The sequence below is a fragment of the Modestobacter italicus genome, from assembly GCF_000306785.1.
Taxonomy (GTDB): domain Bacteria; phylum Actinomycetota; class Actinomycetes; order Mycobacteriales; family Geodermatophilaceae; genus Modestobacter; species Modestobacter italicus.
This window is the reverse complement of the sequence record NC_017955.1, coordinates 4062636-4077106: the sequence shown is the minus strand read 5'-3', so window position 1 is coordinate 4077106 and position 14471 is coordinate 4062636. Positions and strand designations below refer to the sequence as shown.

At 74.5% G+C, this 14471-nt stretch carries 12 protein-coding genes and 2 pseudogenes; 7 read left to right on the top strand and 7 right to left on the bottom strand.

Going from position 1 to position 14471, the window contains the following annotated elements:
* Window positions 1-25 precede the first annotated feature (25 nt).
* The 3 genes and pseudogenes from MODMU_RS29165 (at window position 26) to MODMU_RS29750 (ending at window position 3363) form a co-directional block, all read left to right on the top strand.
* Window positions 26-1303, top strand: coding sequence for a plasmid pRiA4b ORF-3 family protein (locus MODMU_RS29165; protein ID WP_014742077.1), 1278 nt, complete (start codon window positions 26-28; stop codon window positions 1301-1303).
* A gap of 229 nt (window positions 1304-1532) precedes the next feature.
* Window positions 1533-2936, top strand: a pseudogene (locus MODMU_RS30210) (HNH endonuclease family protein); the annotation flags it as partial.
* A gap of 289 nt (window positions 2937-3225) precedes the next feature.
* Window positions 3226-3363: an excalibur calcium-binding domain-containing protein gene (locus MODMU_RS29750; RefSeq protein WP_231851687.1), complete on the top strand. Its 138-nt coding sequence runs from the start codon at window positions 3226-3228 to the stop codon at window positions 3361-3363.
* A gap of 60 nt (window positions 3364-3423) precedes the next feature.
* On the opposite strand, the gene MODMU_RS19400 is transcribed toward MODMU_RS29750, so the two are convergent.
* From MODMU_RS19400 to MODMU_RS19390, 5 genes and pseudogenes are all read right to left on the bottom strand, one after another.
* Window positions 3424-4821, bottom strand: a complete 1398-nt coding sequence (locus MODMU_RS19400; RefSeq protein ID WP_014742076.1) for an amidohydrolase family protein — start codon at window positions 4819-4821, stop codon at window positions 3424-3426.
* Window positions 4818-7163 (bottom strand): xanthine dehydrogenase family protein molybdopterin-binding subunit, encoded by a 2346-nt coding sequence (locus MODMU_RS19395; RefSeq protein ID WP_014742075.1) that lies wholly within the window; start codon window positions 7161-7163, stop codon window positions 4818-4820. Before MODMU_RS19395 ends, MODMU_RS19400 begins: the two co-directional genes overlap by 4 nt.
* A 109-nt stretch (window positions 7164-7272) precedes the next feature.
* Window positions 7273-7599 (bottom strand): annotated as a pseudogene (locus tag MODMU_RS27895) ((2Fe-2S)-binding protein); the annotation flags it as partial.
* A gap of 59 nt (window positions 7600-7658) precedes the next feature.
* The gene (locus tag MODMU_RS28685) at window positions 7659-7928 is read right to left on the bottom strand and encodes an FAD binding domain-containing protein (RefSeq protein ID WP_231851900.1); all 270 of its coding nucleotides are present in this window, start codon (window positions 7926-7928) and stop codon (window positions 7659-7661) included.
* Between the two features lie 17 nt (window positions 7929-7945).
* The gene (locus MODMU_RS19390; RefSeq protein ID WP_014742073.1) at window positions 7946-8530 is read right to left on the bottom strand and encodes an FAD binding domain-containing protein; all 585 of its coding nucleotides are present in this window, start codon (window positions 8528-8530) and stop codon (window positions 7946-7948) included.
* A 146-nt stretch (window positions 8531-8676) separates the two neighbouring features.
* Between MODMU_RS19390 and MODMU_RS19385 the strand changes: the two genes are divergently transcribed.
* Complete coding sequence (locus tag MODMU_RS19385) at window positions 8677-10167, top strand: PucR family transcriptional regulator (RefSeq protein ID WP_166503545.1); 1491 nt, start codon at window positions 8677-8679, stop codon at window positions 10165-10167.
* Window positions 10168-10192: 25 nt separating this feature from the next.
* Here the strand turns inward: MODMU_RS19385 and MODMU_RS19380 are convergent, their stop codons facing one another.
* Window positions 10193-10963, bottom strand: coding sequence for a hypothetical protein (locus tag MODMU_RS19380; protein ID WP_014742071.1), 771 nt, complete (start codon window positions 10961-10963; stop codon window positions 10193-10195).
* Window positions 10956-11624: a helix-turn-helix domain-containing protein gene (locus MODMU_RS19375; RefSeq protein WP_014742070.1), complete on the bottom strand. Its 669-nt coding sequence runs from the start codon at window positions 11622-11624 to the stop codon at window positions 10956-10958. Before MODMU_RS19375 ends, MODMU_RS19380 begins: the two co-directional genes overlap by 8 nt.
* A 192-nt stretch (window positions 11625-11816) precedes the next feature.
* On the opposite strand from MODMU_RS19375, the gene MODMU_RS19365 reads away from it, so the two are divergent.
* The 3 genes from MODMU_RS19365 to MODMU_RS19355 all read left to right on the top strand — a co-directional run bounded on the left by MODMU_RS19365 (window position 11817) and on the right by MODMU_RS19355 (window position 14459).
* Window positions 11817-12575, top strand: a complete 759-nt coding sequence (locus MODMU_RS19365) for a biosynthetic peptidoglycan transglycosylase (protein ID WP_014742069.1) — start codon at window positions 11817-11819, stop codon at window positions 12573-12575.
* A gap of 76 nt (window positions 12576-12651) precedes the next feature.
* Window positions 12652-13611, top strand: a complete 960-nt coding sequence (locus tag MODMU_RS19360) for a matrixin family metalloprotease (RefSeq protein ID WP_014742068.1) — start codon at window positions 12652-12654, stop codon at window positions 13609-13611.
* A complete protein-coding gene (locus tag MODMU_RS19355) occupies window positions 13608-14459 on the top strand; it encodes a matrixin family metalloprotease (RefSeq protein WP_014742067.1) in 852 nt (283 codons plus the stop codon). Before MODMU_RS19360 ends, MODMU_RS19355 begins: the two co-directional genes overlap by 4 nt.
* Window positions 14460-14471 lie beyond the last annotated feature (12 nt).

Sequence of the window (14471 nt, the reverse complement as noted above, 5' to 3'; positions counted from 1 at the left end):
AGCCACGACGACCAGGATGGTCAGCATGCGAAGCGACGTGGCCGAGGTCCTCGAACGTCTCCGTGACGTCCGGGATCTCGACCTGCTCCGGGTGCTCGACCAGGCGCTGTCGTCCGGTGAGGCCGGGTCGTCTGATCCGGACGTCGTCGAGCCCTACCGCTGGTTCGTGGCGCGCCTCGGCGCCGGGGTCACGCTCACGGCCGCCGGCTACCTGCCACCCGCGCTGGTCAGCGAGACCATGCAGCGGTTCGGCTGGGACGCCGACTGGATCGGCGCCGGTAACCGGGAAGACCTGACCGGCCCGGTGCGTGACCTGCGCAGCTCAGCCCGGCAGCTGGGACTGGTCCGGGTGTACCGCGGTCGACTGCTTCCTACGGCAGCCGGGCGCCGGCTCACCGAGAACTCGGCCGGCCTTCTCGAGCACATCACCCGGCGGCTACCGCTGGGCACCAGCGAGGCCGAGCAGCAGGCCGGCGTCCTGTGGCTGCTCGCGGTCGCGGCCGGACGGTCGGACGCGCTCCAGGTCGTCGGCCGGGGCCTGGCGGCCCTCGGCTGGGTGGATCGCGTGACCCGGCGGTCCGTCGATTCCACGGACGTGACCCTCCTCGTGCACCCCACGCGGATGGTGTTCGAGCGGCTGGGACTGACGCGGCGCCGCCGGTCCGAGTCGTCGGAGCGAGCATCCGCGCTGGCCCGGGCCGCGCTGTTCGGTGACGAGCCGGCGGACTCCCCGGCTCCTCCGGTCCAGACCTCCGCCCGCGAGCTCACCGTCACGCTGATCGACGTGGATCCGCCGGTCTGGCGGCGCATCGTCGTCCCGGAGTCGTTGACGTTGCGGGCGTTGCACGGCGTGCTGCAGACCGCGATGGGCTGGCGGGACGCGCACCTGCACCTGTTCCGCGTCGGGCAGGTGGTCTACGGCGATGTCGAGGACTTCCCGGGTGAGCTGGGCGACGAGGAGGTGACCACGCTCGGCGACCTCGCTGCGCGGACCGGTGAGTTCACCTACGAGTACGACTTCGGCGACGGCTGGGAGCACCGGGTCCAGGTCGGCGGTCGGACGTCGGCCTCGGGCACGCCGCACTGCCTGGATGGCGCCCGCGCCTGCCCGCCTGAGGACTGTGGCGGTGCCCCCGGCTACGAGCGGCTGCTCGCGGCACTGGCCGACCCGGCCGACCCCGAGCACGCCGAGCTGACCGAGTGGATCGGCGGCGGGTTCGATCCCGAGGCGTTCGACGTCGGTGCTGTCAACGAGGTGTTGGCGACCCTCCACCGGCGCCCGCGACAGCGCCGGCGGCGATGACGCTGCTGCACCACGTCAGTCACCCCACCGGGGGCGCCTGCGACGGGCCGGCTGTCGAGACCGCGACGGCCACCGCCCTGGAGGGTGGCCTGTGGACCGGGTGAGACCGCTGGGACGGGTGAGGTGCTGAACGCACGCGCAGACCCCACCGTGGCCTGTCGCGGCGATCGGGGCAGGCGATCGAGCCGATGCTGAGCCGGTTCGCTGTTCGACCAACGGGGGTTCGGTCATGTCATCGCCACGTCCATCTGCCGTCGAGGAGCTGCTGGCCCGCTGGCTGCAGCGCAACCCGACGAGTCCCGTCGAGGCGGTGGTACGACGGGCCGTCGACCTCGGCTTCGCCGTCGTCCTTCCCGAGTCCAAGGGCACGCCGACCTACCTGCGGCTCGTCCTCGACCCACCGGCCGGCAAGCCGGTCACCCTCTACGTCAACGCGCTCCGGCTGACCGCAGGCGGCGCTGCCGTGCGCGAGGTCGCCGCCGCGCTGCCCGGCGCCGTCGCCGGCTCCCGTGACGTTCAGCTGCCCTTCGACGCGGTCGACCCGTTCGCCGCCCTCGACACCGTGCGCCGCGCGTTCGTCGGCGAGCCCCGGACCGCGCCACTGCCGGTCCAGCAGCACACCGCCCACATCCCCGTCCCGCCGCCGGTCGCACCGCAGCCCGCCTTGTCGTTCACTCCTCCGGTCGCGGTGCCGGCCAGCAAGCGCGGTCGCATCGCGCTGGGCGTCGTCGGCGCGGTCGTCCTGCTGCTCGTCGTCGCCAGTGCCGCGGCCGGCGGCTTCCCCGGCGCGCTGGTCGTGCTCGGCCTCTCCGCCCTCCTCATCGGGCTCGCCGCGGTGGTCGCCGGCCGCGCCCGGTGGGCGTTCATCGCCTCCCGCGGCGTCGGCGGGATGGTCGCGGCCGCCGGCGTCGCCGCGCTCACCCTCGGCGGCGCCACGCTGCCGCCGTCGGAGACCGTCGCCGCGGCGGTCGCCGCGCCGACGACGTCAGCGCAGCCGACCGTCGACCAGGCGGCCGCGGACGAGGCCGCGACCCAGGCCGCGGAGGCAGCGCTCCTCCAGGCCGAGACGAACGAGGCCACGGCGACCACGTCCTCCCTCGACCCGGCGACCGGGCTCCTCAGCGACGCGGCCACCGACTCGGCCGTCCAGTCGGCGGGGTCGACGACCGCGCTCGCCGCGCTGGCCGCCGTCCCGGTCCAGGGCCGCGCGCCGAAGACCGGCTACGACCGCGACCTGTTCGGCCAGGCGTGGAGCGACGTCGACCGCAACGGCTGCGACACCCGCAACGACGTCCTGGCCCGCGACATGACCGCCGAGACGTTCAAGCCCGGCACCCGCAACTGCGTCGTGCTGACCGGCTCGCTCGCCGACCCGTACTCCGGCCGCACGATCGCCTTCCAGCGCGGGCAGGGCACCAGCGAGGCCGTGCAGATCGACCACGTCGTCGCGCTGTCCAACAGCTGGCAGACCGGAGCGCAGGGCTGGGACGCCACCAAGCGCACCTCCTTCGCCAACGACCCGCTGAACCTGCTCGCCGTCGACGGCCCGCTCAACATGCAGAAGGGCGACGGTGACGCCGCCACCTGGCTGCCGCCGAACAAGGGCTACCGCTGCGCCTACGTCGCCCGCCAGGTCGCGGTGAAGGTGAGCTACGGACTCTGGATGACCCAGGCCGAGCGCAACGCCGTGGCCACCGTGCTCAGCACCTGCCCGAACGAGCCGCTGCCCGGCGGCATCGTCGCCAACGTCCCCGTCCGGACGACGGCCGCGGCGACCACCGCAGCGCCCGCTCCGCGGACCACGGCGACGCCCAAGCCTGCGCCGGTCGTCGTCCCGGCTCCGGTCCCGGTTCCCGTGCCCGTCCCGGCACCGGCCGGCTCCCGCGCCGGTCGTCCAGGCGCCGGCGCCCGCACCGGCTCCCGTGGAGGAGCCGGCCAGCGCCTACTACGCGAACTGCGACGCCGTCCGGGCTGCCGGTGCTGCGCCGATCTACGCCGGCCAGCCCGGCTACAGCGGCAAGCTCGACCGCGACGGTGACGGGGTCGCCTGCGAGAAGTGAAGGACGAGCCCGCGCCGGCCGCGATGAGGGGGGCATCGCGACCGGCGCGGAGCTGAGGGGTCAGGCGTCGACCGTCGACCGCCACGGGCGGGTGGCGAACCGGTCGGTGCCGGCCCGGGCGGCCAGCCCTCTGGCCGCCGCAATAGACCTCGCCCGGATGTCCTCCTCCGGCACCGTCACCAGCGAGCCGTCGGCGACGACGAGCTGGCCGTCGACGTACACCTGCCGCACCTCGTCCCCGCGCTGGCTGTAGACCAGCGACGACACAGCCGCGTGCACCGGCGTCACGCACAGGTTCGACAGGTCCAGCACCACCACGTCGGCGCGCTTGCCGACCTCCAGCGACCCGATCACGTCGGCCATCCCCAGCGCCCGCGCGCCGTCGATGGTCGCCATCTCCAGCGCCTTCTCCGCGGTCATGATCTCCGGGTCGCGGTGCACGCCCTTGTGCAGCAGCGCGGCGAACTTCATCGCCTGCAGCATCGAGTGGTTCGACGAGCTCGCCGGCCCGTCCGACGCCAGCCCGACGGTGATCCCGCGCCGCTGCATCTCCGGCACCGGCGCGAACCCCGACCCCAGGTACAGGTTCGAGCAGGGGTTGTGCGACACCTTGGTGTCGCTGGCGGCCAGCAGGTCCAGGTCGGTCGCGTCGACCTGCACGCAGTGCGCGGCCAGCAGGTCCGGACCGAGCAGCCCGGTCTGCGCGGCGAACGGCACGTCGCGCACCCCGAACCGGCGCACCGACTCGTCGACGTCGAACGGCGACTCCGACAGGTGCATCGTCACCAGCGCGCCGGTCGCATCGGCCAGCGCCCGCGTCTCGGTCAGCGTCGCGGCGTCCACCGACCAGCTCATGCACGGCGCCAGCCCGACCGTCACCCGCGATCGGGGCCGGTTCCAGGTCGAGATCAGCCTCGCGGCGTCCGACAGTGCGGCGTCCACCGGCTGCACCAGCTGCGGCGGCACCCCGACGTCCTCACCCGCCGTCATGTAGCCGCGGGCCAGCACCCCGCGGATGCCGACGTCGGCCATCGCCTCGACCACCGCGTCGCCCAGCCCCGGCCGGGGGTGGACGTACATGAAGTCAAGCAGCGTCGTCGTCCCGGTGGTGAGTGCCTCCGCGCAGCCGTGCAGCGCACCGGCGTACACGTCCTCCGGGGTCAGCTCCACCGCCGACGGGCCGGTCATCGACAGGAACCAGTCCGACAGCACCCGGTCGTCGCCCAGCCCCTTGAGCAGCGTCTGGAACAGGTGGGTGTGGGTGTTCACGAAGCCCGGCAGCACCAGCTGCCCGCCGCAGTCCACGACATCGGCGTCCGGGTAGGCCGCGCGCACCTCGGCCGTCGGGCCGACCGCGCGGATGCCGTCCTCGTCGAAGGCGACCGCCCCGTCGTCCAGCACCCGGCGCGCGGCGTCCATGGTCACCACGGTCGCGCCGGCCAGCACGGTGACGGTCACTCGGACTCCTCCGCGAAGGGCACGAGGGCGAGCACCTTGTCCGGCGTCCACGGACCGTCGGAGGTCAGGTTGACCCCGAACACCGCCAGCGCGTCCTGCAGCGCGTTCACCAGCGCACCCGGCGCCCCGGTCGCCCCGCCCTCCCCGGCGCCCTTCATGCCGTAGGGGTTCAGCGGCGTCGGGCTCTCCATGTGGTCGGTGCGGATCCACGGCATGTCGCCGACCGTCGGCATGATGTAGTCCTGCAGCGTCACCGGCAGCGGCTGGCCGTCGGCCGAGTAGGCCAGCTCCTCCATGAAGGTGCCGCCCAGCCCCTGCGCGACGCCGCCGTGCACCTGGCCGTCGACGATCGTCGGGTTGATCACCGTGCCGCAGTCGTGCACGACCACGTAGTCGAGCACCTCGACCTCGCCGGTCTCCACGTCGACGGCGACCTTGGCCGCGTGCGTGGCGTCGGAGAACGCGATCCCGCCGGCCTGGTGCTGGTAGGTCGCCTCCAGGTTGAACTCCATGCCGCCGGGCAGGGGCGCGTTCCACGCGGTCGCCGCCGAAGCGAGCTCACCCAGCGACATCGACTTCGCCGGCACGCCGCGCACGTAGGCGGCGCCGTTGCGCCACTCCAGGTCGGCCACGTCGATCTCCAGGACGTGCGCCGCCACCGCCAGCGCCTTGTCCTTCACCACGCCGGCCGCCTTGCGCGCCGCCGCGCCGCCGATCGCCGCCGACCGGGAGGCGAACGTGCCCACCCCGTCGGCGACCACGTCGGTGTCGCCGTAGAGGATCGTGATGTCCTCCAGGTCGACCTCCAGCTCGTCGGCCACCAGCTGGCTGAACGTGGTCACGTGCCCCTGCCCGTGCGGCGAGGAGCCGGTCAGCACGGTCACCTTGCCGGCGCCGTCCACCCGGACGACGGCCGACTCGTACGGCCCGATCGAGGTCTCCTCCACCAGCGAGGCGACGCCGATGCCGACGTACTTCCCGTCAGCTCGAAGAGCCGCCTGCTCCGCGGGCCAGTCCGGGGTCAGGCCGATCATCTCCGCGGCGCGGGTGAGGCAGGCGCCGTAGTCGCCGGTGTCGTAGACGACCTGGCCGGCCAGCACGATCGCCGTCCCGCGGTCCGAGGGCAGCTCCGCCGGGGTGATCATGTTCTGCAGCCGCAGCTCCACCCGGTCGCGGCCGAGGTCGGCGGCGATGGTGTCCATCATCCGTTCCATCACCAGCACCGCCTGCGGGTGCCCGGCGCCCCGGTACACCGCCAGCGGCGTCTTGTTGGTGACGACGCAGTGCGCCCGCGCCCGGTAGTGCGGGATCCGGTACGGCCCGCGGAGCATCGCGCTGGAGATCGACGCCGGGGTGGTCGCCAGCGTGCAGTAGGCCGCGCCGTTCGACGTCCACGACTGCGCGTCGACCGCCGTCACCGTGCCGTCGTCCTGCACCGCCACCCGCACTGTGTGCTTCTGCTCGCGGGCGTGCGAGGAGGCGACCATCGAGACCCGGCGGTCCTCGATCCACTTCACCGGCCGGCGCAGCTGCAGCGCGAACAGCGGCGCGAGCACCTCCTCGCAGTAGAACTCGCACTTGGCGCCGAACCCGCCGCCCACGTCGGGGGCGACCACCCGGATCCGGCTCTCCGGCATGCCCAGCACCCCGGACAGGAAGCCGCGGACCAGGTGCGGGAACTGGGTGGAGGTGGTCAGCGTCAGCCGCTCGGTGATCGGGTCGACCTCGGCCACCACACCGCGGGTCTCCATCGGCATCGGCACGTACCGGTGGATGGTGAACGTCTCCTCGTACACCCGGTCGGCGGCGGCGAACGCGGCCTCGACGTCCCCGACGTCCTGGCTGATCGTGGTCATCACGTTGGTGCCGTGCTCGGGGTAGAGCAGCGTCGCCCCGGCGGTCGCCTCGTCCAGGTCGACGACGGCGGGCAGCGGCTCGTACTCGACGTCGACCAGCGACAGCGCGTCCTCCGCGGCGTACTCGGTGGTGGCGACCAGCGCGACCACCGGCTCCCCGACGTACCGGACGACGGAGTCGGCCAGCGCGGTCTGCAGCACCGGCAGCGAGTCGGTGTACCGGTCGATGCACGGCAGCGGGCCGGCGGCGTCCTTGATGTCCTCCCAGGTGAGGACGGCGAGCACCCGCGGGTCGGCGAGCGCGCGGGAGGTGTCGACGGAGACGATCCGGGCGTGCGCGTGCGGCGAGCGGACGACGCCCATGAACACGGTGCCGGCCCGGTTGATGTCGGCGACGTAGCGGCCGCGGCCGAGCAGCAGCCGCGGGTCCTCCCGGCGCTTGACCGAGCCGCCGACGTACTTGGGCCGGGCGAGCTGCTCGGTCACTGGTCGCCCTCCACGGGTCGCCCGGCGGCCTGGCGGGCCGCCTTGAGGATGTTCTGTAGCCGGTGCACCGGCACAGGTGGCCGTTGAGGGTGTCGACGATCGTCTCCTCACTGGGGGCCGGGTCCTTGGCCAGCAGCCCGGTGAGCGAGCAGACGAAGCCGGGCGTGCAGTAGCCGCACTGCATGCCGTGGTTGTCCTGGAACGCCTGCTGCACCGGGGTCAGCTGCCCGTCGGGCGAGACGCCCTCGACGGTGGTGAGGACGCACCCGTCGACCTGGACGGCGAACTGCAGGCAGGAGCGCACCGCCTCGCCGTCGACCAGGATCGTGCACGAGCCGCAGGTGCCGTGCCCGCAGCCGACGTGGGTGCCGGTGAGGCCGAGCTGCTCGCGGAGGAAGTCGGCCAGCAGCAGCCGGCCCGGGACGGCGGCCTCCACGGGCAGCCCGTTCACGGTGAGGCTGATCGGGATCAGCGTGGGGCGGGCGGGTGCCTGGGTCACGGGGCGACCTCCAGGTCGGCGGCGGCGGACTTGAGGGCGCGGGCGACGACGACGGGCAGCACCCGGCGTCGGTACGCGGCGGGGGAGCGGGTGTTGACCTCGGCGAGCACCTCGCCGCCGGCCAGCCGGGCGGCGTCCCGGATCGCCTCGGCGGTGGGCGGGCTGCCGACCAGCGCGGACTCGACCGCTGCCATCCGGACCGGGCCGTGGGTCAGCCCGGTGACCGCGACCCGCGCGTCGGTGACCGCGCCGTCGGCGACGGTCAGCTGCGCGGCGGCGGCGATCAGCGCGAAGTCCTTGGCCTTGCGGGTGACCTCGTAGAAGCCGGCGCCGGTGCCTGGCGCGGCGACCGGGAACGCGACGCCGGTGACCAGGCCGCCGGCCGGGACGGCGACGGCGAAGGAGCCGAGGAAGAAGTCGGCGGCGGCGACGTCGCGGCGCTGCCGTCGGGGGCGACGACGGTGAACTCGGCGTCGAGTGCGACGGCCACCGCGGGCATCTCCGACGCCGGGTCGTGGTGGCACAGGTTGCCGACCACGGTGCCGCGGGCCCGCACCTGCGGGTGGGCGACCCGGGCCAGCGCCGCGGCGACCAGCGGCAGCCGGCTGCGGACCAGCTCGGAGGCGAGGACGGCGGACTGCCGGGCGGTCGCACCGATGTGCACCCGCCCCTCGCGCTCGACGACGGCGTCCAGGCCCTCGACCCGGTTGATGTCCACGACGACCGGCGGGGTGGCCAGCCGGAGGTTGAGCAGCGGCACCAGGCTCTGGCCGCCGGCCAGCACCCGGGCGCCCTCGGCGGCGGCGAGGTCGGCCAGGGCGCCGGCGACGGTGGCCGGGCGCCGGTACTCGAACGGTGCGGGCTTCATCGCGCTCCTGGGTCGAGCGGGTCCCGGGCGGGCTGCCGGGGCGAGGTCATCGTGCGCGCCGTCGGTGACCGGCCACCACGGACCATCTGGTGCGTTCTGGCTCGCCCGACTGGACGTTCTGTCCGCCGGCTGCTGTGCTGCCGGCCATGCCGCTGAGCCTCGCCGACGTGCTGGCCGTCGACGCGCTGGCCCGCGCCCGGCCGGAAGTCGTGGTGGGGGCCGACCTGCTGGACCGGCCGGTGCGCTGGGTGCACACCAGCGAGCTGGCCGAGGCGGCGTACCTGCTCCGCGGCGGTGAGCTGCTGCTGACCACCGGGCTCGGGCTGGGCGGGCGCGGCGCGGTGGGGGAGGCGGCCTACGTCGCGGCGCTCGCCGACCGCGGGGTGGCCGCGCTGGCGCTGGAGCTCGGCTGGACGTTCACCGAGCCGCCGGACGGGCTGGTGGAGGCCTGCCGGCAGCACGGGCTGCCGCTGGTCGTGCTGCGCGAGATCGTGCCGTTCGTCGAGATCACCGAGCAGGTGCAGACCGCGCTGCTCGAGGACGCCCAGGCCGGCACCCGGCGGGACCGCGACGTGCGCCAGCTGCTCAGCGACGCGCTGCTGGACGGCGCCGGGCCCGCCGAGCTGACCACGCTGATGGCCGAGCTCGCCGGGGCGCCGGTGACGGTGACCACGGCCGACGGTGCGCTGGTCGCCTCGGCCGGGCTGGACGGCGCGGGCTCGCGGCGCCGCGGCCGGCCGGTGGTCCGCCGGGACGTCGTCCTGCTGGAGCGGCACTGGGGGCAGGTCGCCGTGCTCTCCCCGGCCCGGGCCGACGACCCGACGGCCGGCAGCGTGTGCAGCTTCGGGGCCGAGGCACTCGGGTTGGCGCTGCTGCGCTCGGCGGCCGGCGGTGACCTGGTGCACCGGCGGCACCAGCTGCTCACCGACCTGACCGAGCGCCGGTGGCGGACCCCGGGGGAGCTGGTGTCCCGCGCGCGGGTGCTCGGCCTGCCGTTCACCGCCGAGGGTCGCTACGTCGTGCTGGTGGTCACCGAGCTCGGGCCGGTGGACACCGACGGCGTCGTCCGCGCGGTCACCGGCGCGCTGGCGCCGGGTTCGGCGCTGGCCGCGGACGTCGACGGCGAGGTGGTGGCCGTCGTCCGGACGTCGGCGGCGACGACCGCGGCGCGCGCGGTGCTGGCCGCGGTGGACCGGCTGGCGACGGGTGTTCCGGCATCGGCCCGGGTGGTGGCGGGGCCGGTCGTCGGCCGGCTGGACGAGGCCGACCGGTCGCTGGCGGCGGCCCGGCGGGCGCTGGAGCTCAGCCCCGAGCGGCTGGTCTCCGCCGGGACGATGACCGCGCAGCTCCTGCTCAGCGGGCTGCGCACCGAGCCGCTGGCCGAGCAGGTGGTGCGCGAGGAGATCGGCCGGCTGGTCGAGCACGACGCCGCGCACGGCAGCGACCTGGTGCGCACGCTCGCCGTCTACCTGGCCCACTCCTCGTCGAAGGTGCGGACGTCGGAGGCGCTGCGGCTGCGCCGGCAGACGGTGCACGGCCGGCTGCAGAAGATCGAGGAGCTGATCGGCGACGTGCACGCGGCCTCGCGGCACACCGCGCTGGTCGTCGCCCTCGCCCTGCGCGACCTGCCGGGCTGAGCAGCCAGCGACGGACGGGACCAGGTCAGGAGCAGAGCAGGTCGAGCGCTGCCTGTCCGTTCCGGCGAGCGGCCTCGGGCAGCACCAGCCACGCCGAGACCGTCGGATCCACCAGGTGTCGTTGGAGGTGCAGCAGCCGCGAACGGTCGCTGCCCGACGAGCTGCGTTCCTCGAAGGGGTCGACGCAGGCCAGCAGGACGGCTGCGTCGGCGAGGTGGCGATCGCGGTCGCGGGTGTCGGCCCGGTGCGCGGCGGCCTTGAGGACCAGCGCCCCGAAGGCGTCCGGCACGCTGAGCGTCGTCGGCACCGACCCGCTGATCTGCAGCTCGGCCAGGACGGTCCGCCGCAGCGCCTGGGTCCCTCCCTCGACCTGGACGAGGTCGTAGCCGCGGAACCGTTCCAAGGTGCGTGGTGGGGCGTGGTCGGCGGCGACCACGTCGACGACCGAGGGACCGGCCTCGGACGTCACCAGGTCCACGACGGCGCCCTCCCGGACGAACCGGTGTGCGGTCCCCGTACGGGCATCGAGACTCGGCCGCAGTTCGTAGTGCAGCTCTTCCAGGGCCCGAGCCACCTGCGCTGCGCGTCCCCGGCCGGTCTCGACGTGCAGCAGGACGTCGACGTCGTTCGTCGGGCGCACCACGGGCAGCCCCGCCAGGGCGCCGTGCAGCTGCACCATCAGCCCGCCGATCAGTGTCCAGGCGTCAGCCGGGACGACCGCGGCCAGCTCGGCGACGTCCGGCCACGGTCGTGCCCAGCCGCCGGGCGGCGTCGGCGGTCGGAGGACCTCAGCCACGCAGGCTCTCGACCGCGCGCTGCAGGAGGCGGTGACCGGCCGAACGCTCGCGCGCGTCGGTGGACCCGGCGAGGTCGAGCCCGGCGAGCACGAGGTTGCGGCCGCCCGCCAGGTCACTCACCACGGCGGTCGGCATGCCCGTCGCGCGCAACGTCGTGTTGCCCCCCGGGTCGGTCTCCAGTCGGTACCGGTCGACGAGGCGCTGCAGAGCACCGTCGTCGACGTAGCCGTCGAGCCGGTCTGCCGCCGCGGTGAGCCCGCCGATGCCCTCGGTCGAGCCGGATGCGACGACCACCCGGGCGAGACGGTCGAGCGCCCGGGGATGGGCGTGGAAACGGTGCACGGTGGCCCTGTTGCGGGTGCGAGCCGCCAGCTCGGTGCCACTCAGCTCGGCGAGGGCGGACCGGAGCCGCGACCGTGGTGACTGGCCGAGCCACGGGGCCGGCCGGCCCTCGAGCAGCGCGACCGCAGCCCAGGCGGTCGGCTGCTCCCACGCCCGCAGCCGGCTGCCCTGGCGTTGCGCCAGCCACTGGGCCACCGACTCGGCGTCGACCCGGTCCGGGCCGATCGCCACCAGATCGCCGCCGGACACCAGCCGTTGCACGTGCCGGACCGAGACCCCGATCCGTTCCGCCGCCTGCTGGGACGTCATCAGAGGCATGCGGACAGTGTCGTTGCAGCGACACTGTCGGTCAAGGCGCCGCGCGTGTTCGTCGGACGGGGTCGACCGGCGGTCGTCGCCCGATGGGGTGAAGCCGGGCTACTGACAGTCACCTCCCAGCCGGTCGGCGTCTCATGATCGACAGGACGTCCCGATCCGGGGCGTCCGGGGCGATCAGGAGGCGACCAGGCAGTGGTGACGTCCGCTGCGCCGTCGCACCAGCAGACCGCCCGCCGGCCGCGCCGGCTTCGCACGTTCCTGCGCCGGGTCCGGCGGGTGCTGGCTGCCGTCGTGCTCCTGTTCGCCGTCCTGCTCGGCATCGGCTGGGTCGTCACGCCGTCCGTCGACGACGCCCAGCAGCTCGTCTCCGCCGAGCTCGCCGCCATCGGCGGCACGCCGCTGCAGGGCGACGTCCCCGACAACCTCGCCCAGGCGCTCATCGCCACCGAGGACAGCCGTTTCGAGCACCACGTCGGCATCGACGCGATCGGCGCCGTCCGGGCGGGCTGGGGTGCGCTCACCGGCAACGACGAGGGTGGTTCGACCCTCGACCAGCAGCTGGCCAAGAACCTCTACGCCGGCGGTGGCCAGAGCTTTCCCGACCGGGTGCAGTCTGTCGTCCTCGCGCTGAAGCTGGACTCCACCTGGAGCAAGGACCAGCTGCTCCAGATGTACCTCGACGACGGCTACTACGGCCACGGGTTCTACGGCCTGACCGCCGCCACCGAGGGCTACTTCGGCGTCGAGCCGGCCGACCTGAGCTGGCCGCAGGCCACGCTACTCGCCGGGCTGTTCCAGGCGCCGTCGGCCTGCGACCCGTTCGTGCACCCCGATCTGGCCGCGGCCCGGCAGGCGCACGTGCTCGACCGGCTCGTCGCCGTCGGGGACCTGTCCCGCACCGAGGCCGACGACATCGCCGCCGCGAGCTGGGACCTGGTCCCCGCCACCTGACCCCTCCGGGCGACGAGGGGTCGTCCGCAGGCCCGCGCTCCGCTACCAAGAGAAGCGGAACGCAATCGGCCAGTCGGTGGGGGAGAACGTGCGACGCCAGTACGACCAGGAGCGCACGCTGCCCTCCTCGCCCACGGGCCGGGTCCCGCAGTGGGTGCTCGACGAGGCGACCGGGCGGGCTGCCCCGCCGGAGCCGTGGCGCAGCTGGGCTCCCACCGAGCCGCGGCGGGCCCGCAGGCGGCGGAACTGGACCGGCGTCGGTGGCGCCGTGCTCGTGGTGGCCATCGTCGTGCTCGGCGCCGCGGGGACCCGGTTCGGGCTGTTCGCCGACCCCGCTGCGATTGCCGGGGTCTCCGCCGCGCCGGACATGCCCACGCCCGGCGCGGACTCCTCCGACGACCCGCTCGGCACGCCGCTGTCTCCGCCTGCGGCGGGCGGCTCGTACGACTTCCTGCAGCAGCAGGACGACGGCGTCACGCCCGTCGGCTACGACCCGTGCCGGCCGGTGCACTACGTCGTCCGCCCGGACAACGCGCCGGTCGGCGGCGAGGCGCTGATCGAGAGCGCCGTCGCGCGGGTCTCCGAGGTGACCGGGCTGCAGTTCGTCTACGACGGCGCGACCGACGAGGACCTCGTCGACCAGCGCGCGCCCTTCCAGCCCGACCGGTACGGCGATCGCTGGGCGCCGGTGCTCATCACCTGGGAGACCGTCGCCGAGCAACCCGACTTCGCCGCGGACGTGGCCGGTCTGGGCGGGAGCCTGGGGACGTCGGCGGGCGACGGCCCCGCGGTCTTCGTGACCGGCACCGTGCAGTTGGACGCGGCCGAGTTCGCCGACCTCGCGACCTGGCCGAACGGGGCCGCGGTGGCACGGGCGATCGTGCTGCACGAGCTCGGCCACGTCGTCGGGCTGGACCACGTGGACGACCCGTCGCAGCTGATGTACCCGACGACGTCCGCCGTCCTCGACTTCGCCCCCGGCGACCTCACCGGGCTGGCGCAGCTCGGCGCGGGCGCCTGCGAGCCGCGGCTGTGACCGCTCGCCCGTACGCGCCCGCGCCGCAGGGGTGGGGCCGGGTCCGGATCGCCAACATCGGGCTGGTCGCCGTCCTGGCCCTGCTCCTCGCGTTGAGCGTCCTCGTCGAGCGATCGCTGGACGGTGAGGCGATGCCGGCCGACAGCTGGTCGCTCACCACGTCGACCGACGAGTTCGACGAGGGCCCGCTACCGGGCCTGGAGGAAGCTGCTGCGCCGCTGGGCACGCCACTCGCCGCGCCGCAGGGCGGAGGACCGCACGCGTTCCTCCGGGTCCAGGACGACGGCGTCACCCCGGTGACCTACGACCCCTGCCGGCCGATCCACTACGTCGTCCGGCCGGACCACGAGCCGGCCGGCGGCCGGGCGCTGCTGCACGCCAGCATCGCCCAGATCAGCGCGGTCACCGGGCTGCGGTTCGTCTACGACGGCGAGACCACCGAGGCGCCGTCCCACGACCGGTCGAGTTACCAACCCGACCGGTACGGCGATCGCTGGGCGCCGGTGCTGGTCAGCTGGGCCACCGGCGCCGAGGTGCCCGACTTCGCCGGCGACGTCGTCGGCCTGGCCAGCAGCCGTGACCTGTACACGGCGACGGGCACGGGCGTCTACGTGACCGGAGCCGTGGAGTTGGACGCGGACTGGTTCGCCACCGCCCTCGCCGACACCGATGCGCGCGGGGTGGCCCGCGGGATCGTCCTGCACGAGCTCGGGCACCTGGTCGGGCTGGACCACGTCGACGACCCGGCCGAGGTGATGGCCCCGGGCGGTGCGCAGACCGACCTCGCCGAGGGCGACCTCACCGGACTGGCGCAGCTGGGCGCCGGGGAGTGCGCCCCCGACCTCTGACCGCGCACCCGC

Excerpts from the sequence above, each read along its gene's own strand:
- MODMU_RS29165 (WP_014742077.1), top strand. The coding sequence starts at position 26 with ATGCGAAGCGACGTGGCCGAGGTCCTCGAACGTCTCCGTGACGTCCGG.
- MODMU_RS19390 (WP_014742073.1), bottom strand. The coding sequence starts at position 8,530 with ATGAAGCCCGCACCGTTCGAGTACCGGCGCCCGGCCACCGTCGCCGGC.
- MODMU_RS19385 (WP_166503545.1), top strand. The coding sequence starts at position 8,677 with ATGCCGCTGAGCCTCGCCGACGTGCTGGCCGTCGACGCGCTGGCCCGC.
- MODMU_RS19375 (WP_014742070.1), bottom strand. The coding sequence starts at position 11,624 with ATGCCTCTGATGACGTCCCAGCAGGCGGCGGAACGGATCGGGGTCTCG.